General features: G+C 65.9%; 23 protein-coding genes and 1 pseudogene. 18 read left to right on the forward strand and 6 right to left on the reverse strand.

Features of this window, described 5'->3' with window-relative positions; all coding sequences use genetic code 11:
- Nucleotides 1–39 precede the first annotated feature (39 nt).
- The 5 genes from NVU01S_RS33980 to NVU01S_RS34000 all read left to right on the forward strand — a co-directional run bounded on the left by NVU01S_RS33980 (nt 40) and on the right by NVU01S_RS34000 (nt 5,079).
- Nucleotides 40–771: an SDR family NAD(P)-dependent oxidoreductase gene (locus NVU01S_RS33980; RefSeq protein WP_014984461.1), complete on the forward strand. Its 732-nt coding sequence runs from the start codon at nt 40–42 to the stop codon at nt 769–771.
- Nucleotides 772–803: 32 nt separating this feature from the next.
- A complete protein-coding gene (locus NVU01S_RS33985; protein ID WP_043675010.1) occupies nt 804–1,694 on the forward strand; it encodes an ABC transporter ATP-binding protein in 891 nt (296 codons plus the stop codon).
- Between the two features lie 6 nt (nt 1,695–1,700).
- Entirely contained in the window at nt 1,701–2,495 is a 795-nt protein-coding gene (locus tag NVU01S_RS33990) for an efflux permease Rv1217c-related protein (RefSeq protein WP_043675007.1), read from the forward strand.
- Between the two features lie 22 nt (nt 2,496–2,517).
- Nucleotides 2,518–3,921, forward strand: a complete 1,404-nt coding sequence (locus tag NVU01S_RS33995) for a wax ester/triacylglycerol synthase domain-containing protein (protein WP_063776003.1) — start codon at nt 2,518–2,520, stop codon at nt 3,919–3,921.
- A gap of 360 nt (nt 3,922–4,281) precedes the next feature.
- On the forward strand, nt 4,282–5,079 hold the full coding sequence (locus NVU01S_RS34000; RefSeq protein ID WP_052280884.1) for a hypothetical protein: 798 nt from the start codon (nt 4,282–4,284) through the stop codon (nt 5,077–5,079).
- Between the two features lie 70 nt (nt 5,080–5,149).
- On the opposite strand, the gene NVU01S_RS34005 is transcribed toward NVU01S_RS34000, so the two are convergent.
- From NVU01S_RS34005 to NVU01S_RS43710, 3 genes and pseudogenes are all read right to left on the reverse strand, one after another.
- Nucleotides 5,150–6,682 (reverse strand): carboxylesterase/lipase family protein, encoded by a 1,533-nt coding sequence (locus NVU01S_RS34005; RefSeq protein ID WP_043675001.1) that lies wholly within the window; start codon nt 6,680–6,682, stop codon nt 5,150–5,152.
- Nucleotides 6,683–6,830: 148 nt separating this feature from the next.
- Nucleotides 6,831–6,977 (reverse strand): annotated as a pseudogene (locus NVU01S_RS45490) (Tn3 family transposase); the annotation flags it as partial.
- Nucleotides 6,978–7,081: 104 nt separating this feature from the next.
- Complete coding sequence (locus tag NVU01S_RS43710; protein WP_014984454.1) at nt 7,082–7,606, reverse strand: hypothetical protein; 525 nt, start codon at nt 7,604–7,606, stop codon at nt 7,082–7,084.
- A gap of 320 nt (nt 7,607–7,926) precedes the next feature.
- Here NVU01S_RS43710 and NVU01S_RS43715 point away from each other — a divergent pair, with 320 nt between their 5' ends.
- From NVU01S_RS43715 to NVU01S_RS34040, 6 genes are all read left to right on the forward strand, one after another.
- The gene (locus NVU01S_RS43715) at nt 7,927–8,187 is read left to right on the forward strand and encodes a transposase (protein ID WP_014984453.1); all 261 of its coding nucleotides are present in this window, start codon (nt 7,927–7,929) and stop codon (nt 8,185–8,187) included.
- Between the two features lie 430 nt (nt 8,188–8,617).
- A complete protein-coding gene (locus tag NVU01S_RS34020) occupies nt 8,618–9,181 on the forward strand; it encodes a nitroreductase family deazaflavin-dependent oxidoreductase (protein ID WP_014984452.1) in 564 nt (187 codons plus the stop codon).
- Complete coding sequence (locus NVU01S_RS34025; RefSeq protein WP_014984451.1) at nt 9,181–9,777, forward strand: carboxymuconolactone decarboxylase family protein; 597 nt, start codon at nt 9,181–9,183, stop codon at nt 9,775–9,777. The genes NVU01S_RS34020 and NVU01S_RS34025 overlap by 1 nt, the downstream gene beginning before the upstream one ends.
- 70 nt (nt 9,778–9,847) lie before the next feature.
- Nucleotides 9,848–10,228, forward strand: coding sequence for a winged helix-turn-helix transcriptional regulator (locus tag NVU01S_RS34030; protein WP_014984450.1), 381 nt, complete (start codon nt 9,848–9,850; stop codon nt 10,226–10,228).
- Nucleotides 10,222–11,034: an NADPH-dependent F420 reductase gene (locus tag NVU01S_RS34035; RefSeq protein WP_014984449.1), complete on the forward strand. Its 813-nt coding sequence runs from the start codon at nt 10,222–10,224 to the stop codon at nt 11,032–11,034. Before NVU01S_RS34030 ends, NVU01S_RS34035 begins: the two co-directional genes overlap by 7 nt.
- A gap of 33 nt (nt 11,035–11,067) precedes the next feature.
- The gene (locus NVU01S_RS34040; RefSeq protein ID WP_052280883.1) at nt 11,068–11,937 is read left to right on the forward strand and encodes an SDR family NAD(P)-dependent oxidoreductase; all 870 of its coding nucleotides are present in this window, start codon (nt 11,068–11,070) and stop codon (nt 11,935–11,937) included.
- A gap of 21 nt (nt 11,938–11,958) precedes the next feature.
- Here the strand turns inward: NVU01S_RS34040 and NVU01S_RS42775 are convergent, their stop codons facing one another.
- Nucleotides 11,959–12,387 (reverse strand): excalibur calcium-binding domain-containing protein, encoded by a 429-nt coding sequence (locus tag NVU01S_RS42775; protein WP_082032173.1) that lies wholly within the window; start codon nt 12,385–12,387, stop codon nt 11,959–11,961.
- Nucleotides 12,388–12,643: 256 nt separating this feature from the next.
- On the opposite strand from NVU01S_RS42775, the gene NVU01S_RS34045 reads away from it, so the two are divergent.
- Both NVU01S_RS34045 and NVU01S_RS34050 read left to right on the forward strand, forming a co-directional pair.
- A complete protein-coding gene (locus tag NVU01S_RS34045; protein WP_052280882.1) occupies nt 12,644–13,660 on the forward strand; it encodes an Acg family FMN-binding oxidoreductase in 1,017 nt (338 codons plus the stop codon).
- Complete coding sequence (locus NVU01S_RS34050; protein WP_043674993.1) at nt 13,657–14,679, forward strand: Acg family FMN-binding oxidoreductase; 1,023 nt, start codon at nt 13,657–13,659, stop codon at nt 14,677–14,679. Before NVU01S_RS34045 ends, NVU01S_RS34050 begins: the two co-directional genes overlap by 4 nt.
- Before the next feature lie 9 nt (nt 14,680–14,688).
- Here NVU01S_RS34050 and NVU01S_RS45070 read toward each other — a convergent pair whose 3' ends face one another.
- Nucleotides 14,689–15,138 carry a hypothetical protein gene (locus NVU01S_RS45070; protein WP_244467361.1) on the reverse strand — a complete coding sequence of 150 codons (450 nt, stop codon included), beginning with the start codon at nt 15,136–15,138 and terminating at the stop codon, nt 14,689–14,691.
- 613 nt (nt 15,139–15,751) lie between these two features.
- Here NVU01S_RS45070 and NVU01S_RS34060 point away from each other — a divergent pair.
- The 5 genes from NVU01S_RS34060 (at nt 15,752) to NVU01S_RS34080 (ending at nt 21,748) form a co-directional block, all read left to right on the forward strand.
- The gene (locus tag NVU01S_RS34060) at nt 15,752–17,281 is read left to right on the forward strand and encodes a bifunctional aminoglycoside phosphotransferase/ATP-binding protein (RefSeq protein WP_052280881.1); all 1,530 of its coding nucleotides are present in this window, start codon (nt 15,752–15,754) and stop codon (nt 17,279–17,281) included.
- Nucleotides 17,282–17,308: 27 nt separating this feature from the next.
- The gene (locus NVU01S_RS34065) at nt 17,309–17,956 is read left to right on the forward strand and encodes a response regulator transcription factor (RefSeq protein WP_014984441.1); all 648 of its coding nucleotides are present in this window, start codon (nt 17,309–17,311) and stop codon (nt 17,954–17,956) included.
- Between the two features lie 78 nt (nt 17,957–18,034).
- Nucleotides 18,035–19,801 carry a GAF domain-containing sensor histidine kinase gene (locus NVU01S_RS34070; RefSeq protein WP_043675145.1) on the forward strand — a complete coding sequence of 589 codons (1,767 nt, stop codon included), beginning with the start codon at nt 18,035–18,037 and terminating at the stop codon, nt 19,799–19,801.
- 121 nt (nt 19,802–19,922) lie between these two features.
- A complete protein-coding gene (locus tag NVU01S_RS34075) occupies nt 19,923–20,840 on the forward strand; it encodes a universal stress protein (RefSeq protein ID WP_043674987.1) in 918 nt (305 codons plus the stop codon).
- Between the two features lie 29 nt (nt 20,841–20,869).
- The gene (locus NVU01S_RS34080) at nt 20,870–21,748 is read left to right on the forward strand and encodes a universal stress protein (protein WP_043674985.1); all 879 of its coding nucleotides are present in this window, start codon (nt 20,870–20,872) and stop codon (nt 21,746–21,748) included.
- Here the strand turns inward: NVU01S_RS34080 and NVU01S_RS34085 are convergent, their stop codons facing one another.
- The gene (locus NVU01S_RS34085) at nt 21,749–23,095 is read right to left on the reverse strand and encodes a wax ester/triacylglycerol synthase family O-acyltransferase (RefSeq protein WP_244467360.1); all 1,347 of its coding nucleotides are present in this window, start codon (nt 23,093–23,095) and stop codon (nt 21,749–21,751) included.
- Nucleotides 23,096–23,105: the final 10 nt, after the last annotated feature.

The following is a 23,105-nucleotide window of genomic DNA, read 5'->3' on the forward strand; positions in this document are numbered from 1 at the left end:
ACGCTCTAGGGACACGAAACATCAGGAGGGTTGTCGGCCATGAACAATTTCAGCGGACGAAGTGCCATCGTCACCGGTGGCGCGCGCGGCATCGGCGCCGCCATCGTACGAGCACTCGCGAAGGAGAACATCGCGGTCGTGGTCGCCGACCTGCTCGAGCGGGAAGGCACCGAACTTGCCCGTTCACTCGGGCCGAACGTCATGTTCCAACGCCTCGACGTCACCGACAAGTCGATGTGGCGCGACGTCATCGACCAGACCGCCGCCACTTTCGGGCCGCTCGCGATCCTGGTCAACAACGCGGGAATCCTCGATTTCGGCAGCATCGAGGACGAGTCACCGGCGATGTTCCGCCACGTCGTCGAGGTCAATCTGTACGGATCCTGGCTCGGCATGCACATGGCCGTTCCGCACCTGCGGGCCGGGGGCGGCGGTGTGATAGTCAATATCTCCTCGACGGCGGGGCTGGTCGGTTACGCGGGCATCGGCGGCTACGTCGCCAGCAAATGGGGTCTGCGTGGTCTCACCAAAGCCGCCGCCCTCGAGCTCGGCCGCGACGACATCCGGGTGTGCTCGGTGCATCCCGGCCCGATTCACACGCCGATGACCGCCGGTCTGGATGAATCGATGGCGGCCGCCCAGCCGTTGGCCCGCTTCGGCGAGCCGGACGAGGTGGCGGCGATGGTGCGCTTCCTCATCACCGAGGCCACCTTCTCTACCGGCTCGGAATTCGTCCTCGACGGCGGCGCGACCGCGGGCGCGGCGGGCTGAATCGGCCACCACCGCACGAAAGACGAACTGCCATGTCAGCGATAGTCAGTACCTCAGGGTTGACCAAGCTCTACGGGCACAAGCCCGCCCTGGTCGACGTAGATCTCGAAGTCCCCGCCGGAGTCGTCTTCGGCTATCTCGGACCGAACGGCGCGGGTAAGACCACCACCATCCGGCTGCTGGTCGGGCTGATGCGCCCGACCATGGGCAGTGTGACCATCGCCGGCGCGGACACGGTGCACCAGCGATCCGCAGCACAGCGCCATATCGGTTACCTGCCAGGCGAATTCGTCGGCTATCCCGATCTCACCGCAGATCAGTACCTCCGGTACCTGGCCAGCCTGCGCGGCGGCGTCGATGACAAGGTCCGCAAGCAGCTGATCGAACGGCTCGGCTTGGATCCCACGGTGCGCATCGGCGCGATGTCGCACGGTAACCGGCAGAAGGTCGGCCTCGTCCAGGCCTTCATGTCCGAACCCGATCTGCTCGTGCTCGACGAGCCCACCGCTGGACTGGACCCGCTGGTACAGCGAGAATTCCACGCTCTGATCCATGAGGTGAAGGCCGCGGGACGCACGGTATTCCTGTCCTCGCATGTGCTGTCGGAAGTCCAGGAGGTCGCCGACAGGGTCGGCATCCTGCGGCAGGGACGCCTGGTCGAAGTGCAATCGATCGGCGCGCTCACCGCACGGCCGCTGCGCCGCATCGATCTCGTATTCGGTGGTGCGCCACCGGATCTCGACCGGCTACGACACACCAGCGGAGTGCGGTCGGTCATGCGCAACAGCAAGGCGGTGCACATCGAACTCGAAGGTTCCACCGCGGCGCTGCTGCGTGCGGTGGCACCGTTCGAGGTCACCGACATCGTCAGCCACGAACCCGACCTCGAAGAGGTCTTCCTCAACTACTACGGACGGGGCTGAATCACCATGCTGCGCACCGTGTACACCAAGTCGTTGCGTGATCAACGCCGCGGGCTCCTCGGCTGGAGCATCGGGGTCGTGCTGCTCGTGCTGCTCGAATCCGCGATCTGGCCGACCTTCTCGGATATGTCCGGCATGCAGGAGTTCCTGAACAACTATCCCGAGGCCATGCGCACGCTGTTCAACCTCGAGGAGTTCACCACCGGGACCGGGTTCTTGAACGCCGAGCTGTTCAGCATGCTGCTGCCGATTCTTTTCATGGTCTTCGCCATCGGTCGCGGTGCACGTGGCATCGCCGGTGAGGAAGAACGCGGCACGCTGGAAGTGCTTCTCGTGAATGGTGTTTCACCGATTCGGCTGACGCTGGAGCAGGCCGCCGTAGTCGTGACCGCCGTTGCGGTCCTCGGATCGGTGCTGTTCGGGTCCCTCGTCGTGTGCTCGGCCATTTTCGGGTTGGGCGTGACAGTGGGCGCTGCCGCGTCGGGGGCATTGTCGATGATGCTGCTGGGTATCGAATTCGGGTTGCTCGCCGTCGCGATCGGCGCCGCTACCGGCAGGCGAGTGCTCGCTCTCGGTGTCGCCTCGGTTCTCGCCGTTGCCGCCTACGTGCTCTACGTAGCGAGCAAACTGGTCACCGCGGTACAGCCGTGGGGACCGTGGTCACCGTTCCATCAGGCGGTAGCCGACGGACCGATGGGCGCCGGTCTTCCGCTCTCCTACCTATGGCTTGCAGCGGCCGGAATCTGCTGTGTCCTGGCCGCACTGCCGATTTTCGATCGCCGCGATATAGCGGGCAGTTGAGCCGGGTCACGGAGATCCAGTGATGATCAGAGCACACGTACCCGGCACGCCGGCGCGGTCCCATTCACCGGTGATCGACCGGGCGAGCCCGACCGATCTCACCGTCATGGTCGACGACCGCGGGTCGACGCCCATGCACCTCGGCGCGATCCTGCTTTTCGACAGCACCTGTCCGCCGGATCCGGCACACCTTCGCGCACTACTGGCCGAGCGGATACCGCGGATACCGCGATTCCGACAGACGTTGCGGCACACGCCGTTCGGCTGCGGTCGGCCGATCTGGGTGGACGACCCGTCCTTCAGTGTGGACCAGCACGTTCAGGTGATCGACCGGTCGGCACAGGTTTCCGAGTCGGAACTCTTCGATATCGCCACCGACCTGCTCTGCACACCGCTGGCGAAGAACCGGCCACTGTGGCGGGCCGGGTTGGTGCGCTCGCCAGGGCAGTGCGCGCTGGTTGTCGTCGCGCACCATGTCCTCACCGACGGTCTCGGCGGTTTGGCCGTGCTCGCGGCACTCGGCGACGAAGGGTCAGCACCGGCGGAATCCGATTTCCCCCGGCCGCCGCCGAGCGGGTGGGCGCTGGCGGCCGATGCCGCTCGAACACGGCTGCGCGCCTTGCGCTCGATTCCACATGGAATCCGGGAGACAGCCGCAGGGCTACGTGAACTCGGATTCAGCTGGACAACTATGCGGCCGGCCGAACGGATCTCCTTGAATCAGCCCACATCGCCGCGGCGCTGCCTCACCCGGGTGACCGTCGGCCTGGCCGACGTCGTCGCCGCTGCGCACCGCGCGGACGGCACCGTCAACGATGTCGTGCTCGCCGCGATCAGCGGTGCGCTGCTCGATATTCTGCGGGCGCGAGGTGAGCGGCCGCGCCAACTGGTGATCTCGGTACCGATCTCAGGTCGCCGCGCGAGCGGACCAACCGACCTCGGCAACGACACCGGTGTCCGGCCGATCTCGGTCCCCGCGATCGACGACGATTCGACGAGGCTCGCCGACATCACCGCGGTGACGAGCACCATGGGCAAGACGACCATCCGTGCTTCCTCAGCCGCACCGCTGGGTGTGGTCTTCCGGATGCTGCAACGAGTCGGACTGTTCCAGTCGTTCATCGCGCACCAACGCCTCGTGCACACCTTCGAGACGAACGTGCGCGGTTCGGGGCAGGCCCTGCACCTGGGCGGCAGCCGCATCGAAGGGATCATCCCGATGGTGTCGACGCCAGGCAACGTCGGCGTGACCTTTGCGGTGCTGTCCTACGAGGGCACGCTGGGCGTCACCGTCATTGCTGACCCGGACATCGTCATCGAGCAGCAGACCCTCACCGCCGCGCTCGCCACCAGGTTCCGGCGTCTCGGCGCAATGCCCCTCGGCTCCGACCAGGCGCACCGTCAGGCCGATCGGACTTCCGACTGAGGGACCATCGGCAACCGGAACGAGAGCCGTTTGGGCCTGCCGACAGGCGTCCTCGCGGACGACCATAGAAATATGACGAGCACCACCCGATACGAGGCACCAGGCTTCGGCGCATCCGTGATCTCGAGGATGCTGCACTCGCCCATGACGGCCGGGCTGCGGCGGAATCTGACGGAACTGCGCTACCAGGGCCGACTTTCGGGTCGCCACGTCGCTCTTCCCGTCTCCTATGCCCGCTCGGACCACAACGTCGTCGTCCGAGTAGCCCGCGCCCACACAAAGTCGTGGTGGCGTAACTTCCGTACACCCCGGCCGATCTCGGTATGGCTCGACGGCCGGTGGCAATACGGTACGGGTCACGTGACACCTCCCGGATCGCTGGAACACGAAGAAGTGGCCGCGGTCTATCAGGCGAAATATCCCCGCATGCTCATCCCCGCTACGGATCCCTTCGTCGTCATCGAATTGCAGGCCGCGCACAACCTCCCGAGCTCCGTGGCGGCCGAACCGAAGTACGTCGGCCTTTGGCGACGCTGGTGCATCAGCGTCACCCTCGGCGAGCTGTTCGGCTTCGCGGCACCCGCGCTGACAGGAGCTCTCGTGCGGGACGCCGCACCCGCGACCGCCGCCCTCGCACTGCTCGCCGCAGGCGCGATCGAAGGCACCGTCCTCGGCTGGTTCCAAGCCCGCGTACTCGGTTCCGTCGTACCCGGATTTCGTCGCGCCGATTGGATTCTCGCGACCGCACTGGGCGCGCTGCTGGCCTGGTCGATCGGTGTGATCCCGGTAGTCGCCGGCGATGGGCTCGACTCCTGGCCGCCTGCTGTCGTCATTCCCGCCGCGACCATCGGCGGGGTCGTCATCCTGCTGTCGATCGGCGTGACGCAATGGTTTGCCCTGCGCCGCCATATACACCATGCAGGCCAATGGATTTGGGCCAATGCCGCAGCCTGGCTGGCCGCCCTGCTCGTCTTCACCACCGTCACCACCCCACTGTGGCAGCCCGGGCAGTCCACCGCCCGCACTGCCCTGATCGGACTCTTCGGCGGGCTACTGATGGCGCTCACCATGGCCGCGGTCTCCGGTGTCTTCCTTCTGCGCATCCTCAGGGCGCAACAGGCCGCCCCGAGCGCCGCATTCCGCAACCAGGAGCGTTGATAGATGGCCATTCGAATGACCGTCGACCAAAGGGACCCAACATGAGCGCACGTTACAGCGCGAATTCACATCACCCGCGGTTGGCGAGAGCCTTCGATGCGCGGACCGCGGCGAGTTCGTCGGCCCGTGGAGTCGGCTCGACCGGGTTGGAGTCGGCGTCGAAGACCTTGACCGGGTTCGGGCGACTGAGGCTGACCGGCGCCCAACCGGGATCACCATGGGTGGCGAACGAGATCCAGGCGCGCTGCATCTCCTCGGTCAGCTGCATCGGTATGTCCTCGCCGAGCAACCCCATGGATTGGAAGACCTCGTAGGTTTCGAACAGGAACGGCAGCTCGGCACTGTGCCCGGCCACGCCCATCACCGGTGTGGCCCAAGCGAACTCGTTGAGGAACACCGTCCCGCCGGCTGCGGCGTAGTTCTCGGCGAGCGCCATGTAGGGCGCGCGGGCCAGGTACTCGGCGGCGATCGCGTAGAACAGCCGCTGCGCATCGCCGGCGGGCCGGTTGTGGCGAAACACCTCGAGCACGGCTGGGTCGTCCGCGCCGATCAACCCCAGCGCTCGCGCCAGGCTCGGATCCTCGCCCGGCGTGCCCGCCGCGGGTGCGATGGTCGCGGCGATCGCCTCGACCTCGCTGGTCGACTGCCCCAACAACAGCGACACCCCGTGCGTGGCGCGCGAGGCGGCCGCCTCGACCGGGCGTTGTGGCAATATCTGCTCATCGAGCACCGGGATGAACGGCACGACACCGAAACCCGCGCGGATCGTCGCCGCACCCCACAGCCGGGCATCCAGGTTCGGGATGAAATCGAGAACGGCCGCCAGCTGAGAACCGATGACGTCCTTGCGCGACACTCCCGCCAGCGCGGCCCGTGTCGGCTCGACGCCCAGGCGTGTCGCCCAGGTGCGGGCGGCGAGGCGGGCCTCGTCGGGGTCGGCGACCACCACCGGGCCGGAACTCTGCGGGATCGCCCGATGGAACAGTCCCGCCGCGGCTGGGGAGGCGAACAGTAGCGCGCAACTCAGACCCCCGGCCGAGCTGCCGAAGATGGTGACATTGTCCGGGTCGCCGCCGAAGACGCGGATGTTGTCCTGCACCCACTGCAAGGCCGCGATCTGATCGCGCAGGCCCCGGTTACTCGGTGCCCCGGCGATCTCGGCGAATCCGGGCGCGCCGAGCCGGTAGTTGATCGCCACGACCACTACGCCACGGCGCGCCAGCGCGGCAGTGGTGGCGAAGCGCGGCTCGGAATTGCTGCCCGCCTGGAACGCCGAGGGATGAATCCAGACCATCACCGGCAGTCCGGACCCACCGACATCGGGGGTCGTCACGTTCAGATTCAGGCACTCGTTGTCCTCGGCCAGCGAGGACTCCAGCAGATCCGGACTCGCGATCGACACCCCTTGCGGCACCCACGGCCCCGGCGCCGTGCAATCACGCACGCCCGCCCAGGCCGGAGCCGGGCGCGGTACGTCGAACAAGAGCTCCCCCGCCGGAGCGGCCGCGTACGGAATGCCCTCGAACACCGTCACCGGACCATCCGCACGGCCCAGGACCCGCCCCGATCGGATCGTCACCACAGGATCGGTAGTGCTGTTCATCGTCGACTCCTTCCATCGCTGACCAGGCCGCGAACCGCGGCACCGAACTACTCGTGAGCCACGCTAAAAGGCACCTAGGACATTCACCGCCCTAGCTCGAACCAGAAGAATGTCACCTGCACCACAATCCAACCAGCCACACCCCGGGGTCGACCTCGATCGCGCCGAAGAAGTTGACGTTCTCCCGGTGCGCAGGCGAGATATGGGCGAGCACCTCGTCATCGATGCGCCGGCCACTGCGGCGTAGCTGGTCCACCGCCAGCCCGTAGTACTCGGTCGTCCGGGCAATAACCGCGAGGTTGCGTTTGAACTCCGGTGTGCGAGTGTGCTTCCGGTGGCGTGGGTGAAGCAGTCCAGCTAGCCGCGCCACTTGGTGAATCGAAACTACGTTTTGTTGCGCTATCCGACCCTGGCGACCACCTCAGCGAATGCCGCTCGTTCCCGCGCCGTCTTCTCGAGATCCACCTCGATGGGCCCCTCCAACCCTGGCCTCCAACGTTCTTCGTCCTCTCGCCTTTCGATGTAATCCTCGAAGTGCTTCCTCGCACGGGCCATGTTCTGGTTCTTGGATTCGTATCGGCCGAGCGCACCGTTCGCGACAGCAAGCGATACCGCGGCACGAGCTGCGGCGTTGTGCGCCTCGGACGGCACACCCATGAACCAACTCTTGATGCCCGTCGGTTTTGCTGCTTTTGCCAAGGCGGCCGTGTACGCGCCTTCCAGCTCACCCAACGCCATTCTCCGCTTGTCCTCTCGTTCACCAGCAGAGAGATGAAGGTTTTCGGATTCTTGCGCCAACCGCTTGGCGGTGTCTGCCCGATTTCTCCCGATGGCTTCGAGGAGAAGATCGTTTCGCGCGAGCGCTTGGCTCAGGGAATTCGCCATACTTATCGCGCGAGCGATGGCCACCCATTCCGCCGGCATGAAATACCTCCCTTGAACACCACAGCAGCGCGAGACATCGAAGCTGCACATTTCAAGCTTACGAGCGCCGAACGGACTGGTCGTCCGCCTCCGTGGATTCCCTGGCGAAACGTTCCTTAATCATATAATCGGATGTTTTCAGCAACTTGCAGTCCGCATATATCCGAGAAATGCATTGCAGTGAGACTCCGGGCCGTGAGTACACGAAACGCGCCGTCGCTCAATGGCGAATAGCCGTTCTGGTCGGTCTAGTGCGTCACCATATGTGGCAGGTTCGCCAGGTTAACGGTCCTGGACCCACAAGCCCAGAAGGAGACGCCATGTCGCGGTCGGCGAGGTCGAGGATCCCGGTCGAGGACAAGCTGCGGATCGTCCTATCGGTCCTCCGGGGCGAGATGAGCGTGTCCGAGGCGGCGCGGCGACGGGGCGTGAGCGCGGTCGCGGTCTCGAAATGGAAGCAGGCATTCCTGGAGGCGGGCGCGAGGCCCTCGAACCGCGCCCAAATACTGCCTCGCCATCACGGTCACGACGACCGCGCGCGGACACGACGCGCTGAAGTGTCTCCGGCTCGCCGTCGCTGAAGCCGAGCATGTCCTGGATCTTGATGACCTACGCGACGACCGGGGAGTAGCCGAGGGCCTCGGGCCGGAGGGTGAGCCGGTCGGCGTGGCTGCGGCGCCGATCGCGGTGGTCTCCGACAACGGCTCGTGTTTCCGCGGCGAGGTCTTCAAGAGGCCTTCCTCGGCTCCGATCCGCTGCTGCAGCACCTTATCACCGTGCCGGTGCAAGAACCGTCGGCTGCATCGCGGCAGTCATCGCCTGGCGCAAAGGTTCGACGCGCTCCGGGCACCGGCTTCGGTGTCGCGGGCTACTTGTTTTCGGTGACCGTGGGTGTCGGGATGGCGGCCGACTGTGTGGTCATGCACCGATTGGTAGGCGTCAGAAGATTCATCCTGGTTGGTGGAAAGACCGTGTGGGTGCCGGAACTCGGCCGACGAAAGGTGGACTGTTGTGCCGGAAAGCGACGACGTAACCGGGATCGTTTCCGATGAACAGGGTTATGAGAAGTTCGGGGCGAGCGCGAAGATGTGGTCGTGGCCGATCGAGGAACAGATCGCCTACAACCAACGATTCATGCGGGCCTTCCGCCGCAACGGCGGCGTCATCGACCGCTACTACGATCCGGAGAAAAAGATCGGCGGCGATTATCGCGGCAAAATTCCGCTGCTGATCCTGCACCACACCGGCGCGAAATCCGGCGCGTCGCGCCAGACACCGCTGTCCTATTACGACGATCACGGCAATCCCGTCGTCGTCGGCTCGGACAACGGCTCGGACAAGGCGCCCGCTTGGGTGCACAACCTGCGGGCCGATCCGCGGGTCCGCGTCGAACTCGGACGCGAGGTCCGCACGGCAACGGCGAAAGAGTTGTCCGGCAGTGAACGTGACGCCGTATTCGCTGAGCTGGTGCACGTGCTGCCGTTTCAGGTCGGCAACCAGGCCAAGACCGCGCGGACCCTGCCGCTGTTCCGGTTGATCCTGGACCCGCCCGCGGACCCCGCCGGGCGGCGGTGATGGCACGCATCCCCTACCCCGAACCCGCCGAGGTGCCGGCGTCGCTGGCACCGATACTGGCCGACCAGATCAACGTGTTCCGGATGGCCGGGCACTCACCGATCCTGCTGAGCTTGTTCTCGGTGTATTCCACGAGCCTGCTCACCCACACCGCGCTCGGCGCACGCGAGCGGGAACTGGTGATCCTGGCGTGCGCTCAGCTCTACGGTTCGGATTACGAATGGCGCCAGCACCTGCGCACCGCCCCGCAGACGGGCTTGACCGGCAGCCATTTCGACGCGCTCGCCGCGCGTCATTTCAGCGCACCGGTGTTCACCGAACACGAGCAGGTGCTGCTGGAGTTCGTCACCACCTGCGTGCACCGGCCACGCCCACCCGCGGCGGTTCTGAATCGGTTCCGTGCCCGGTTCAGTGATCGTCACCTCGTGGAGATCCTCGCCCTGCTCGGCAACTATCTGACGATCGCCCGGCTCAGCACCGTGCTCGAGGTGGAGGTCGATGTGCCCGAACAGGTCGACGCCGCGGCTTTCTGGGACCGGGCCAACGGATTGGTCGATTCTCTCATCGACCGCATCGCCCGGCAGTGGGCGCCGTGAGCACCGGCCGCCAATGCACGCGATGGTGTCGCGCACCGAACGGTAGGAAACCGATATGCATGATTGCGGTATGAGCCCGAACATCGACCCCGAGGAACTGTTCGCGGACTGCCGTATCCGCACCGGTGCGGAATTGTTTTCCCATCGTTGGGACATGGTGGTCCTGGCCGCTTTGCACGACGGTCCGCACCGGCGCAGCGAGTTGCGTGAGCGGGTCGGCGAACTCAGTGACAAATCGTTGACCGAAACGCTGCGACGACTGACTGGTTTCGGGTTGATCACCAGTCACAGATTCGCCGAACGACCCCCTCGGGTCGAATACGAACTCACCGTTTTGGGCATGAGCCTTCTCGATGGTCCGGTGCGCGCACTGGGCCGCTGGATGTATGAGCACGGCGCCGCACTCGCCGACGCCGTCGACCCTGCTGGAAAGGAGTCACAGTTATGGTGAAAATCGGTGTGATCGGCGCGGGAATCCTCGGCGGCACCCTCGCTCGGCATCTTGCCGCGGTCGGGAACACGGTGCAGGTCGCCAACTCACACGAACCAGAATCATTGTCGGATCTGCTTGTCGACGGGATGAGTGCCGGGTGGGCCGCCGATGTGGCCGCCACTGCGGGCATCTTGTTCCTGGCTCTTCCCTACAGCGCACTGCCCACCGCAGCGAGATCGGTAGCCGAGCACGCCGGGCCGGAAACGATCATCGTCGACACCGGCAACTACTACCCGGGCCGCGACGGCATCCTGCCCGGACTGGGCGACACCGACACCCCGGAGCCGGACACCCTATGGCTGTCAGGGCTGATCGGACGCCCGATCTTCAAAGCGTTCAACAACATCACCTACGTGAGCCTGCGTGACGGCGGCCGCCCGGCGGGGTCGCCGCAACGGTTCGGGCTGCCGATCGCAGGTCCCGACGGAACCGCCAAACATCGCCTGAGTCAGCTGGTCGACCAGGCCGGATTCGACCCGGTCGACGGCGGCACCCTCGCACAGTCCTGGCGTCAGCAACCCGGCTCACCGGTCTATGCCACCGACCTGCCCGCGGCCGCGCTGCGCAAGCACCTCGATGCCGCGCAACCGCAGGACCCGGCAATCTACCGGGCCAACCGCGCCCAGTTCGACGACGTGACCGCCGCCGGATACGACACCATCCGCAGCTTGCGTGAGCAAGGGTTGAGCTTCGACCAGATCATCGACGCGATGGCCGCTGACACAGAAGACGCCGTGTCCAAAGTCCACGATGCCCAGAAATAACCTCCATCCCGACGATCAGAAAGGAGTAGACAGGTGGGGTCGAGAAATTGGTTCATCACCGGCGCCTCACGAGGTCTCGGACGCGAATGGGCCCTTGCGGCACTCGAACGGGGCGACCGCGTCGCTGCGACCGCCCGCACCGTCGCGACACTCGATGAACTGGTCGAACGCTTCGGCGACGCTGTAGTTCCGATTCAGTTGGATGTCGCCCAGCGAAGCGCCGGCGCTCGAGCCATCCAGTGCGCCCACAATGTGCTGGGCCGCCTGGATGTCGTGGTCAACAACGCAGGCTACGGACAACTGGGAATGGTCGAGGAACTCGACGACGCCCAAATCGACGCGGTGTTCGAAACCAACGTCTTCGGCGCGATACGGATCGTGCGAGCCGCGCTACCGATCCTGCGCGCCCAGCGATCCGGCCACATCATCGCGGTCTCCTCACTACTGGGGCAGATCGCCTACCCTGGCGCCGGAGCCTACGCGGCAACCAAATTCGCCCTCGAAGCCTTCCACGAAGCACTCGCCGCGGAGGTCTCCGCCTTCGGCATCGCGGTGACGATCATCGAACCCCAAGGATTCTCCACAGGATTCAACACCTCCATGCAACCCACCACCACGATCGAGGCCTATCGCGACATCCGCGACGCGACCACCACCGCCGCTACCACGCGCTCCCCGGGGGATCCCGCCGCCACCCGAGCCGCGCTCCTCACCCTCGTCGACGCCGCCTCCCCACCACTGAGGTTGCTATTCGGCAACGACGGACTCGAACGCATCACCGCAGCGTACGAATCACGGCTGGCCACCTGGCAAGCATGGCATCAGGTATCCATCGCCGCCCACGGCGACAGCGCGAGCCACGTGCCAGGAGTACCCCGCTTCGACAGAGCCGACCACTCCTGAACTCCGCACCGCGGCCATCCGCTATTCGCAAGCGACTCCGTCGCCGGGACGATCCAGGCCCGGACGGTAGCCGGGTTCACCGCGGTGCAGAGGAGCTGCGCCGGCCGCCCGGGCGGCGGCGCAGTTGGCGTAGTAGGTAGTCGGTGCGGGGGGCGCCGAAGGTGTCGCCGGCGGCTCGGGAGCGGGCGCGGGCGGCACGAATCGCTGCGGTATCGCGACGGTCGTCGGTGGTGGCGTGACCAGGCTCGGCACGATCGCCGGAGTGGTTACCGACGTGGTCGTGTAGGAGGTCCGGGTCGGCGTCGCGGTCGCCGGTTTGCTGAGAGTCGAGGACGGCGTCGGATGCACGGTGGGAGCGATCGCAGGAGTACGCCCGCAGGCTGTGGACCCGAGGGAAATTCCCGCGATCAGGAGGACGGCAGCGGCGCAGTGTCGCGGTGTTGTAGTCATGATGTGCCTTGTTCTGGTGAATTGACGCGATCGAGTGTTGATCCGAATGGTTCACTCCCCCGACGGAGTGATCGCGTATCACCGATGATTCGCCGTACCGACGCTGTGCTTCAGAGTCGAAGGGCCCTAATGGTTTCCACCTTCGGCCTCGTTACCCGCCATGACAGCACAGCGCCGGATCCCGGGTGACTTTGTGCCTTCCGGTACGGGCGGAAGTCCCGTAGTTCCTGCCATTTCGGCGGCGGACACTCGATGCATGACCGTAAGCGACGCATCTCCCGAAACATTCGTACCGGATCGGCCGACGATCACGGCGGCTGTGCGGCAGGCCGGGCGTGCGCCTTCGGTGCACAACACCCAGCCGTGGCGCTGGGTGTTCGACGGCACGCGCCTGCACCTGTATCGCGACAACGAACGCCTGCTGACCTCGACCGATCCGCACGGCAGGCAGCTGGTCATCAGCTGTGGCGCGGTACTGCACCATCTGCGCACCGTATTCGCCGAGTTCGGCTGGCACACCGATACCGTTCGATTGCCGGACCCGGATAGTCTCGATCACCTGGCGACCATCGAGTTCCGCCCGTGGCCGGATCCGCCCGCCGGGGTCCACGCGCGCGCCCGCGCTATCGAACGGCGCCGCACCGACCGGCTGCCCATGCTGGCACCACAGCACTGGGCCGAGCTCGTGCACGCCGCGCGGATGCTCGCCAATCCGCACGACATTCAGATCGATGTCCTCGACACCGGCGCCGGCGCGCGGCTGGCTGCCGCCTCGCAGCACGCGACGGCGCTGCGCCGCTACGACATGGAGTACCAGGCCGAATTACATTGGTGGAGTGGGCATTCGCATGCGCCAGAGGGCGTGCCCCGCAGCGCACTCATCTCGGACGCCGAGGCCGCCCGGGTCCCGGTAGCTCGTACGTTCCCCGCTGCGCCGCATTCGTCGCGGCGCGCGGACGTCGAAGACCAGGCCCAACTGATGGTGCTCAGTTCTACCGGCGACTCCGTGTCGGCGTGGCTACGCAGCGGCGAGGCACTGTCGGCGGTACTGCTGGAATGCACTGTTGCCGAACAGGTCAGTTGCGCGCTGACCCACATCACCGAACTACCGACCGCGCGCAAGGCCATCGCCGACCTGCTCGGCCACTCGGTAACGCCGCAGGTCGTAATCCGAGTCGGCACTGCACCGGACGATGACGAAGCCACTCCGATGTCGCATCGCCGACCGGTCTCCGACATCCTGTCGTTTCGCCGAGAGCAGCCGGAGCCATGACCGTACCCGACGGCTCGACCACCCCCAGCCTGTCCGTGGTTCGCACCGCGCTGGCCCTCGCCTGCCGAGCACCGTCGGTGCACAACACACAGCCCTGGCACTGGGTATTCGACGGATCGAAGTTGTTGCTCTACCGCGATACCACGCGGCAGTTGCCCGCCGGAGACCCGCAGTACCGGCAGTCGATCATCAGCTGCGGCGCGGCGCTCGATCATGCTCGGCAAGCCTTCGTGTCCATGGGCTGGTTCGCCCATATCACTCGCATCCCGCAGCCGGGCTGCCCGGAACTGCTTGCCGCTCTGCGGTTTCGACCGTGGAGCGGTCCGTTGAACAGGACCGCGGCACGAGTCCGCGCCATACCCCGGCGACATACCGACCGACTGCCGATGCTGCCGCCCGACCACTGGCCGGATGTGCTCGCGACCGCGCGTGAACTCGCTCGGCCACACCAGGTGGTGGTAGACGAAATCACCGACGGCGACCGTCCTCGATTGGCCGAGGCCACACGTCACATTACCGCGCTGCGTCGATACGACACCGCGTACCAGGACGAATTGCACTGGTGGAGTGGATCGTCGGAGTCACGTGGGATACCCGCAAGCGCACTCACATCGTCGGCCGAAGCGGCCCGAACGCCCGTGGGACGGGCCTTTCCGTTTGCCCCGTACGCCAACCGGCGATCCGGTCTCGAAGACCGTTCCCGTCTGCTGTTGCTCAGTTCCACCGGCGACTCGTTCACGCAATGGCTGCACACCGGGGAGACACTGTCCAACATCTTGCTGGAATGCACGGCACGCGGTCTGGCTACCTGTGAACTGACCCACCTCACCGAACTCACCGCTACCAGATCTGTTCTGGCCGAACTACTTTCCCGGCCCGGTGCGGCGCAGGTCGTCGTCCGAGTCGGCAATGCCCCCGACGACACGACGGTCACCGCATCGCCGCGGCGCCCGCTGTCCGAAGTCTTCGACTTCCAGCCGGAGCACCCGAGAAATCGCACCCGAGACCTGATGATGTAGGTACCGCGTTCAGGACACCGCGCCGAACAGGTCGAGAACGTCGGACAGTTGGCGACGTGGGGTAACCGGGGGTGTGATGGTGTCGGTTGGCGCCCACCCGATCTTCACCACCGATTGAGGGTGACCTCGGCCGTTCAGGACCCGGGCGCGGACGCACTGCCGAAGATCGGCGTCCCGCAGTGATTCGTTCAGCGCACAGGAGGCCAAACCGATGTTCGTCGCGGTCAGCAGCACTGCGCTGAGCGCCTCACCGGCACACAGTTGCGCCAGCCGGTCGTCGGCCGCTGTGCCGAGCACCAAGAGTTCGGCACAGTCGGATTCGCTACCGAGCGCAGTCCGATTACGGTCGGTGCCCGCATTGCGCGCCGCAGCCGTGGCCAGCACTTCGACCAACTGCTCACGCTCTGTGCCCAGGGCCTGCCGGACCGTGACCCCGTGCGCGTGCGCCCGTTCACGCACGAGGCCCACACTTCCGGGTGGGATGAGCTCTGAACTGAAGCTGCGCCGGTCTGTCTGCCGGCGGGGAATCGCGTTACCGAGCGCCAACTCGATCATGGTCGGTCGATGCGGCACCAAGCGCAGCGAGGCCAGGTGGTCCGCATCCGCTGGGTTCGGCAACCGACGCACAACTGCCGACCACCCTGCGGCCGCCAACGCGATCCGAAGATGATGCAGTGCGGCACCACAACTCGAGACGGCGTCGCGTTGGGCCGAATCGGTCGGCGCCGGTACCTGGACCGGGTCAAGGTATAGGTCGATGCGGTGATCGCCGACGCGGAATCGCCACGGTTGCGAATTGCGGACAGATGGCGCCCGTGTCGCGAGCACGACTGCCGCACGCAACGCATCATCCTCGGGCCATCCGTAATTCATCGTCGATCGTCCTTTCCTAGTCGGGGACCACGCTGCCAGTCACCCACGAGGCGGGTAAGAGCAGCAGGTCCTGAAGTCGAGGGACTTCAGGAAACGATCCGCAAGACCCATGGCATTCATGACCTTCGGCCATCGCCGGGCACGGCCACCCGGAGTGATCCTGGCTACAGGAAACGAATCCTCCGAAAGGCTGTGCACCATGCTCGATTACGGACCGCGCGCAGAATTGCGAGAGACGCACACCGGGTTGGTGGTGCTCTTCGGCGATCGGGCGTACAAGGCGAAAAAACCACTGCGCACCGACTTTCTCGACTTCAGCACTCCTGCGCTGCGCGAACGCGCGTGTGCCCGTGAGGTCGAACTCAACCGCAGGCTGGCGCCTGATGTGTACCTCGGCGTGGCACACCTCACCGATCCGGCCGGCGGGCCGGATGAACCGATCGTGCTCATGCGCCGGATGCCGGAGCAGCGCAGGCTGTCGAACATCCTCGATGATCCTGCGCTCTCGCGTGCGAGATTGTCTGCGCTGGTCCAGGTGCTCGCGCTGTTCCATCACAGCGCCGGACGCAGTCCGGAGATCGACGAGGAAGGTACGCCGGACGCACTGCGTCGCCGGTGGAAGATCCTCCTGAGCAGCCTCGCCGAACAGCCGGTGGCGGATCAACAGGTGGTCGACCGGGTCGACGGGCTGGCGATGCGATATCTGGACGGACGAGAGTCATTGCTGCTGAACAGGATTGCGGACGGCCGCATGGTCGACGGACACGGCGACCTGCTCGCCGAGGACATCTTCGACTTGGCCGACGGCTTCCGCGTGCTGGACTGCCTGGACTTCGACGACCGCTTGCGCTACGTCGATTGCCTGGACGACATCGCCTTCCTGGCAATGGATCTGGAGTTCCGCGGCCATTCCGCTCTGGGTGCGCAACTACTGGACGACTACTTGCTGATCACCGCGGACCCGGCGCCGCGATCGCTACGTGATCATTACATCGCCTACCGCGCCCTGGTCCGGGCAAAAGTCGACGCGATTCGCTTCGACCAAGGCGACACTGCTGCGCGCGACCGGGTGCACCGGCATTTGGGTATAGCTGCTCGCCATCTCGAAACCGGCGCCGTTCGACTGGTGTTGGTCGGCGGCCTGCCCGGTACCGGAAAATCCACTGTGGCCAAGGATCTTTCAGCGGCCACCGGTGCGGCCCTCTGTTCCAGCGACGAGGTACGCAAACAATTGCGTAGCACCGGTGCAGTCCTCGGCGGCAGCGGAACCTTCGAGGCGGGAGCGTATTCCGCGGCGAACAAGGCTCGGGTCTACACCGAGCTGCTGACCAGGGCCCGCCTCCTGCTCTGTGCTGGAGTACCAGTGGTTCTCGATGCCAGCTGGATCGATGCGAGCGAACGGCAACGCGCCACGGAACTCGCTGTCGACGTCCACGCCGACCTGGTCCAGTTGCACTGCGTGTGCGCCCCCGAGGTGGCCGGTCGACGGATCAGCCAGCGTGGGTCCAGCGACTCCGATGCCACACCACACATCGCCGCAGCGATGTCTGCCGCGACCGCGCCGTGGCCGCAGGCCATCGTCCTCGACACCGAGCTGCCGCTCGAGGACACGATCGCCAGCGCGTACCGGGCCTGGCAGAACTCGACCCCTACGGATATGTCAAGGGACTTTGGTCACCCATTGAAGGACCAAGTCCGCGACACGAGGGACAAAATGTTCGTAGGCTGAGTCAACTGCTCAGAGAGGTGCACCGGAATGGTCACAGTCTTCTTGGTGGACGACCATCACATCGTGCGACGCGGGGTCGCCGACCTGATCGACGCCGAACCCGACCTCGAGGTGATCGGCGAGGCCGGCACCGTATCCCAGGCGATGGCGCGCATCCCCGCACTGCGCCCCGACGTCGTCGTCCTCGACGTACGACTACCCGACGGCAACGGCATCGAACTATGCCGCGAACTACTCGACCAGCACCCCGGCCTGCGCTGTCTGATCCTGACCTCGTTCACCGACGAGCAGGCGATGCTCGACGCGATCCTCGCCGGCGCCAGCGGATACGTGGTCAAAGACATCGGCACCACCGAACTCGTCGACGCGATTCGCGAGGTCGGCGCCGGACGCTCACTGCTCGACAATCGAGCGGCGGCCGCGCTCATGGCCAAACTCCGCGAGGAAGCCGAGGACAAAGCCGGGCCCCTGACCGGGCTGACCGATCAAGAGCGCATCCTGCTCGAACTGCTCGGCGAAGGGCTGACCAACCGGCAGATCGCCGCACGCATGTTCCTGGCCGAGAAGACCGTGAAGAATTATGTTTCCCGACTATTGTCCAAGCTCGGGGTGGAGCGACGGACCCAAGCCGCCGTCATCGCCTCCAAGCTCAACACACCACCGCTGCGGGAATGAGTCGCTGCCTGCTAACCGAGGACGGAGTGCCTGGTCAGCCCATCGCGTCCGGCGGCGACGCGTGGAAAGATGACCCAGATGGAAGGCAAGGCGCCCGCTTCTGAGACACCTGGGCAGAGCCCCGTCATCGAGACACTGTCCCAGCTGCGCCTGCGCGAACTGCTCGCCGAGGTCCAGGAACGCATCGCCCAGATAGTGGGCGTGCGCGACCAGATGGACCGGCTGATCGAGGCGATGCTGGTGGTCACCGCAGGCCTGGACCTCGACAACACCCTGCGCACCATCGTGCACACCGCCATCGAACTCGTCGACGCCGGCTACGGCGCACTCGGCGTCCGCGAAACCGACAGGGACAGCCTGCAACTCGCCGAATTCGTCTACGAAGGCATCGACGACCGCACCCGGGTACTGATCGGCGACCTCCCGCGCGGACACGGTGTGCTCGGCGTACTCATCGAAGAACCCAAACCCATACGGCTGACCGATCTTTCGACCCACCCCGCCTCGGTGGGCTTCCCCGAACATCATCCGCCGATGCACACCTTCCTCGGCGTGCCGGTCAAGGTACGCGACGAAGTATTCGGCAACCTCTACCTCACCGAAAAAGCGGGCGGCCAAGAATTCACCGAGGACGACGAGGTCATCGTCCAAGCCCTCGCCGCGGCAGCCGGCACCGCCATCGCCAACGCGCGCCTCTACGAGCAGTCCCGCATCCGCCAGCAATGGCTCGAGGCTACCCAGGATGTGGCCACCCAACTGCTCGGCGGCGGCGACCCGGGCGAGGTACTGGAGTTGGTCGCCGACCGAGCGCTGGAGCTCACCCAATCCGCGACCGCGTTTCTCGCCCTCCCCGACGACCCCGACATCCCACACGACGAGGTCGGTGAACTCGTCGTCGTCGCCGCTGCGGGCAACGGGTCGAACAAACTCCATGGACAGCGAATTCCGGTGTCGGAGTCGCATTCCGGCATCGCGTTCCGGTCCGGTGAGGTGGTCGCCACCGATCAGCTGATGTATCGGCCGCTGCTGGAATTCGCCACCGACTTCGGTCCCGCGCTGGTGCTCCCGCTGCGCGCCGAGAACACCGTCATCGGGGTGCTGGTCACGCTCCGGCCCGCGGAATCGCAACCCCTTGACGCCGCCGGGCAGGCGATGATGGCTGCGTTCTCCGATCAAGCCGCGTTGGCGCTGCAATTGGCGGCCACGCAACGACGCATGCGCGAACTCGACGTGCTCTCCGATCGCGACCGCATCGCCCGCGATCTGCACGATCACGTCATCCAGCGACTCTTCGCGGTCGGGCTGTCACTACAGAGCACGGCGCAGCGGGCCCGCACGCCCGAGGTCAAGACCAGGCTCACCGAGACCATCCAAGACATCCAGTCCATCGTGCAGGAGATCCGGCACTCGATCTTCGACCTGCACAGCAGCACCAGCGCGGATGCGCCGACCCTGCGCAAGAAACTGCATTCGATCATTGCCGAGATGACCGAGGACAGTGGATTGCGCACGACGATACGGCTCGCCGGACCGGTGTCGGTGCTGGCACCGCCGCTGTCCGAGCACGTCGAAGCGGTGCTGCGCGAAGCCGTCAGCAACGTGGTGCGGCATGCGGCGGCGACCACGGTATCGATCAATCTCGCGGTCCGCGACGACGTCACCATCGAGATCACCGACGATGGCGACGGCCTGCCCGAGGAACTGTCCCGCATGAGCGGGTTGAACAATCTCGCGACCCGCGCCGAGCAAGCCGGCGGTCGCTTCGACATCGAACGGGGTACCGATCGCGGGACGACCCTGCGCTGGTCCGCGCCACTGCCGGTGCAGCCCCCACGGGGAGCCTGACCAAGAGCGATATCTGCGGCCTTTGGACCCGCATAGTCGGGACCAACGACAGACGTGTCGACCCACGTCGGATTCCTAACCTACGGGTACCAGAAATACGGGACCCGAAGGGAATCCGCTCATGTCCACCTCCCCCACCCACGACCCACGGCGATCGGCCACCGCCGCCGTGGTCGTCGGCGTCGATGGTTCCGAAGCGTCCGATCTCGCCGTCCGCTGGGCCGCCGAGACGGCCTCTCGACACAACCGGCGGCTGCATATCGCACACGGCCTCGATCTGGCGTCGTCAGCGGAGTTGCTCGGGATCTACAACACGATGGTGCCCGCTGTGGTCGACAGAATCCGTCGGCACGGTATCGATCTCGTAGTGTCCGCCCGTAGCCTGGCCCACCAGATCGATCCGTCGCTGGATGTGGAAACCGAAGTCTCCGAGGCTAATCCGGCACGCCTGCTGATCCGTCACTCGAGCAGCGCGTACCTTGTCGCACTCGGCACCTCCGGCAATCGCACTGCGCTCGGGTATCTCGGTTCTACGCTGACCGCAGTAGTCGACCACGGTCAGGGCAGCATCGTGGTCGTCCGCGATACCGGCACCGAACAGCAGACGCGCCGGGTCGGCCCCGTGGTCGTCGGCCTCGACGGCACCGCGTACAGCGAGCCCGCCGTCGCAGCGGCGTTCGCCGAAGCGAGTGAGCGTCGCACTCAATTGGTGGCCGTACACGCCTGGGGTGATCCGTTCTTCGACCGGTTCTCCGAGGTCCCGCATCGGCTCCCCAACAACGGCGTCCAGCTCGCCGGGCAGGCCGTTATCGGCGCGCAACTCGCCGGCTGGCCGGAAAAGTATCCGGACGTGCAGGTCATCCGCAAGGTGTACCCGTTCGGTCCCCGACGCGCCTTGATCGACTGGTCCGGCTCCGCCCAACTCGTCGTCGTCGGCAGCCGGGGCCGCGGCGGATTCCGCGGCTTGCTGCTCGGCTCCACCAGCAAGGCCCTGATCCAGCGCGCGCACTGTCCGGTCATGGTCGTGCGACCGAAGTAGACATTCCTTTTCGAGAAAGACGAAACTCCATGTCCACCAACAGCATCAACCCACCCGTGGTAGCCGGCATCGACGGATCCGGCGCGGCCGACGAGGCCTTGCGCTGGGCCGCCGCCGACGCCGTGCACCACAATGCACCGCTGCATATCGTGTTCGCCGCGGGCGCACGGGCCGACTTCGGGCCCGGGGTCGACTTCCGCCGGATCGACCATGACGAGTACCTCGCCGCCTGCGGCACAACGCTCGCAGCGGCCCGCCGATTCGCCACGGCGGCAGCCGAAGCCGTCGATGAACTCGTCATCGAAACCCTATTGGTCGAAGCTCCGCCGATCCCCGCTCTCCTGGATTGCTCGAAGGATGCGCGGCTACTGGTGGTCGGCACACGCGGCGCCGGTGCTTTTCGGCGCGGCCTACTCGGGTCAGTGAGTACCGCACTAGCCCGGCATGCGCACTGCCCGGTCGCGATCGTGCCCGAGCCCGAAAGGTATTCGGCGCGGCGCGTGCGCGGGCCGGTGGTGGTCGGCGTCGACGGATCGCCGTGTAGCACCCGCGCCGTCGAGATCGCCTTCGACGAGGCGTTCCGCCGCAACGTGCCGGTCCGCGCCGTACTCACCTGGTCGGAATTCCATCGGTACCTTCCGCATGCCGAGATGCAGACCGAGGCAACCGCTTTGCTGTCGGAGGCGCTGGCCGGCTATGCCGATCGGTATCCCGACCTCGCGGTGGAACGGATTGTCGCCGAGGGGCAACCAGCCGAACGACTCCTCGAAGAGGGCGAACAAGCCCAGTTGATCGTGGTCGGCAGCCATGGCCGCGGCGGTTTCGCGGGCATGACCCTAGGCTCGGTCAGCCAGGCGGTCCTGCACGCGGCCGATTGCCCGGTCATCATCGCGCGCCCGCCGAACTGATCAGGTCTGCGCGACTTCCCGAGCACGCTGCAGTAGGTGGTCGATGGCTTCCTCGATACGTGCGGCGAGCAGGGGCAGATCCGGAGTGCTGTCGTAATCGCCGGTGATGCCGAATCGCAGTTGATCGTTGTAGCTCAGAATGGCGATACCGGTGCGCACGCGCATCGCGATCGGCACATAGGCCAGGATCTCCAGTACTTCCCGGCCGTAAAGGTACAGTCGACGCCGCGGCCCGGGCACATTCGTGGCCAAGCCCGAAATACCGCGCTGCGGATATCGGGACACCAAGCGCACAGTCCACGCGATGGAGGCGAATGGCAGCCAGCGGGCCAGGGTGAGAAAGGAGTTCGCGGCTGCTGCCTCACCGCTCGCCTTGTGTGCACTCATCCGGCTGTGCACCAGAGCCAGTTGCTCGACCGGATCGGCGGACTCGATCGGAAGCAGCGGCAGCATCGCCGAAACCCGGTTGTCGAGAATGCCTTTCGCGTCCTCCGCGCGCACGGAGACCGGTGTGAGAATCCGCAGCTTGTCCGCTGTCGGTTCCTCGCCTCGAGCCACCAAGACGGTGCGGAACGCCGCGGCCACGGCGGCCAGGACGACGTCGTTGACCGTGGCGCCGAAGGCCGCGCCGATTTCCCGGACGACGGGCAGAGTGGTGCGGGCAACGGCGTACCGACGTTGCCGCCCGATCGAACCGTTCAGCGAGGACCCGGCGGCGGGCAACGCAGCCGACAGCACCAACGGCACGGCCGCGCGCAGGGTGCGCACCGCGAACCGTGGCGCCGTCACGGGCAGTCGCAACACATTCAGCAGTAGGTGATCCCACGCCGGAGGCTTGTCGACACCGTTCGGCACGGCGGTCAGCCGCCGGCCGAGCGGGGCATCACAGAGTCGTTCGAACAGCGTGATGCCGGAGATCCCGTCCACCATGCTGTGGTGCGCCTTCACGATCATCGCCCACCGATCGCCGGCGAGACGCTCGACGACGATGCACTGCCACAGCGGATGATCCCGATCCAGCCGTTCCTCCATCACCTCGGCGACCAATTCGCACAGCGCCGCCTCGTCCGCCGGCTCAGGTAAGGCCAACCACCGAATATGGTGCGCTAGATCGAAATTCGAGTCCGCCACCCACACCGGTGCAGCGATATCGAACGGTGCGCGGCGCACCTTCTGCTGGAGACGGGCGTCGACGTTCAGTCGCGCCGCCAACTCCGCCACGAGTTCGGCTCTCGTCGGCGGTGATCCCGCAAGGATCGCGACGGCGCCGATCCCGACGCTCACATGCCGGTCGCCGTCCTCCAATTCCATGAAACCCGAGTCCAGCGGGCCCAATTCGGACATCATAGATCTTTCC

The organism is Nocardia vulneris (genome assembly GCF_001613425.1).
GTDB lineage: Bacteria > Actinomycetota > Actinomycetes > Mycobacteriales > Mycobacteriaceae > Nocardia > Nocardia vulneris.

Bases quoted from the DNA above. Each gene is read 5' to 3' on its own strand.
- NVU01S_RS34085 (WP_244467360.1), bottom strand. From the start codon at position 23,095: ATGATGTCCGAATTGGGCCCGCTGGACTCGGGTTTCATGGAATTGGAG.
- NVU01S_RS33995 (WP_063776003.1), top strand. From the start codon at position 2,518: ATGATCAGAGCACACGTACCCGGCACGCCGGCGCGGTCCCATTCACCG.
- NVU01S_RS33985 (WP_043675010.1), top strand. From the start codon at position 804: ATGTCAGCGATAGTCAGTACCTCAGGGTTGACCAAGCTCTACGGGCAC.
- NVU01S_RS34060 (WP_052280881.1), top strand. From the start codon at position 15,752: ATGCTCGATTACGGACCGCGCGCAGAATTGCGAGAGACGCACACCGGG.
- NVU01S_RS33990 (WP_043675007.1), top strand. From the start codon at position 1,701: ATGCTGCGCACCGTGTACACCAAGTCGTTGCGTGATCAACGCCGCGGG.
- NVU01S_RS42775 (WP_082032173.1), bottom strand. From the start codon at position 12,387: ATGACTACAACACCGCGACACTGCGCCGCTGCCGTCCTCCTGATCGCG.
- NVU01S_RS34075 (WP_043674987.1), top strand. From the start codon at position 19,923: ATGTCCACCTCCCCCACCCACGACCCACGGCGATCGGCCACCGCCGCC.
- NVU01S_RS34045 (WP_052280882.1), top strand. From the start codon at position 12,644: ATGACCGTAAGCGACGCATCTCCCGAAACATTCGTACCGGATCGGCCG.
- NVU01S_RS34035 (WP_014984449.1), top strand. From the start codon at position 10,222: ATGGTGAAAATCGGTGTGATCGGCGCGGGAATCCTCGGCGGCACCCTC.
- NVU01S_RS34005 (WP_043675001.1), bottom strand. From the start codon at position 6,682: ATGAACAGCACTACCGATCCTGTGGTGACGATCCGATCGGGGCGGGTC.
- NVU01S_RS43715 (WP_014984453.1), top strand. From the start codon at position 7,927: ATGTCGCGGTCGGCGAGGTCGAGGATCCCGGTCGAGGACAAGCTGCGG.
- NVU01S_RS34065 (WP_014984441.1), top strand. From the start codon at position 17,309: ATGGTCACAGTCTTCTTGGTGGACGACCATCACATCGTGCGACGCGGG.
- NVU01S_RS34025 (WP_014984451.1), top strand. From the start codon at position 9,181: ATGGCACGCATCCCCTACCCCGAACCCGCCGAGGTGCCGGCGTCGCTG.
- NVU01S_RS34030 (WP_014984450.1), top strand. From the start codon at position 9,848: ATGAGCCCGAACATCGACCCCGAGGAACTGTTCGCGGACTGCCGTATC.
- NVU01S_RS34080 (WP_043674985.1), top strand. From the start codon at position 20,870: ATGTCCACCAACAGCATCAACCCACCCGTGGTAGCCGGCATCGACGGA.
- NVU01S_RS33980 (WP_014984461.1), top strand. From the start codon at position 40: ATGAACAATTTCAGCGGACGAAGTGCCATCGTCACCGGTGGCGCGCGC.
- NVU01S_RS34070 (WP_043675145.1), top strand. From the start codon at position 18,035: ATGGAAGGCAAGGCGCCCGCTTCTGAGACACCTGGGCAGAGCCCCGTC.
- NVU01S_RS34050 (WP_043674993.1), top strand. From the start codon at position 13,657: ATGACCGTACCCGACGGCTCGACCACCCCCAGCCTGTCCGTGGTTCGC.
- NVU01S_RS43710 (WP_014984454.1), bottom strand. From the start codon at position 7,606: ATGCCGGCGGAATGGGTGGCCATCGCTCGCGCGATAAGTATGGCGAAT.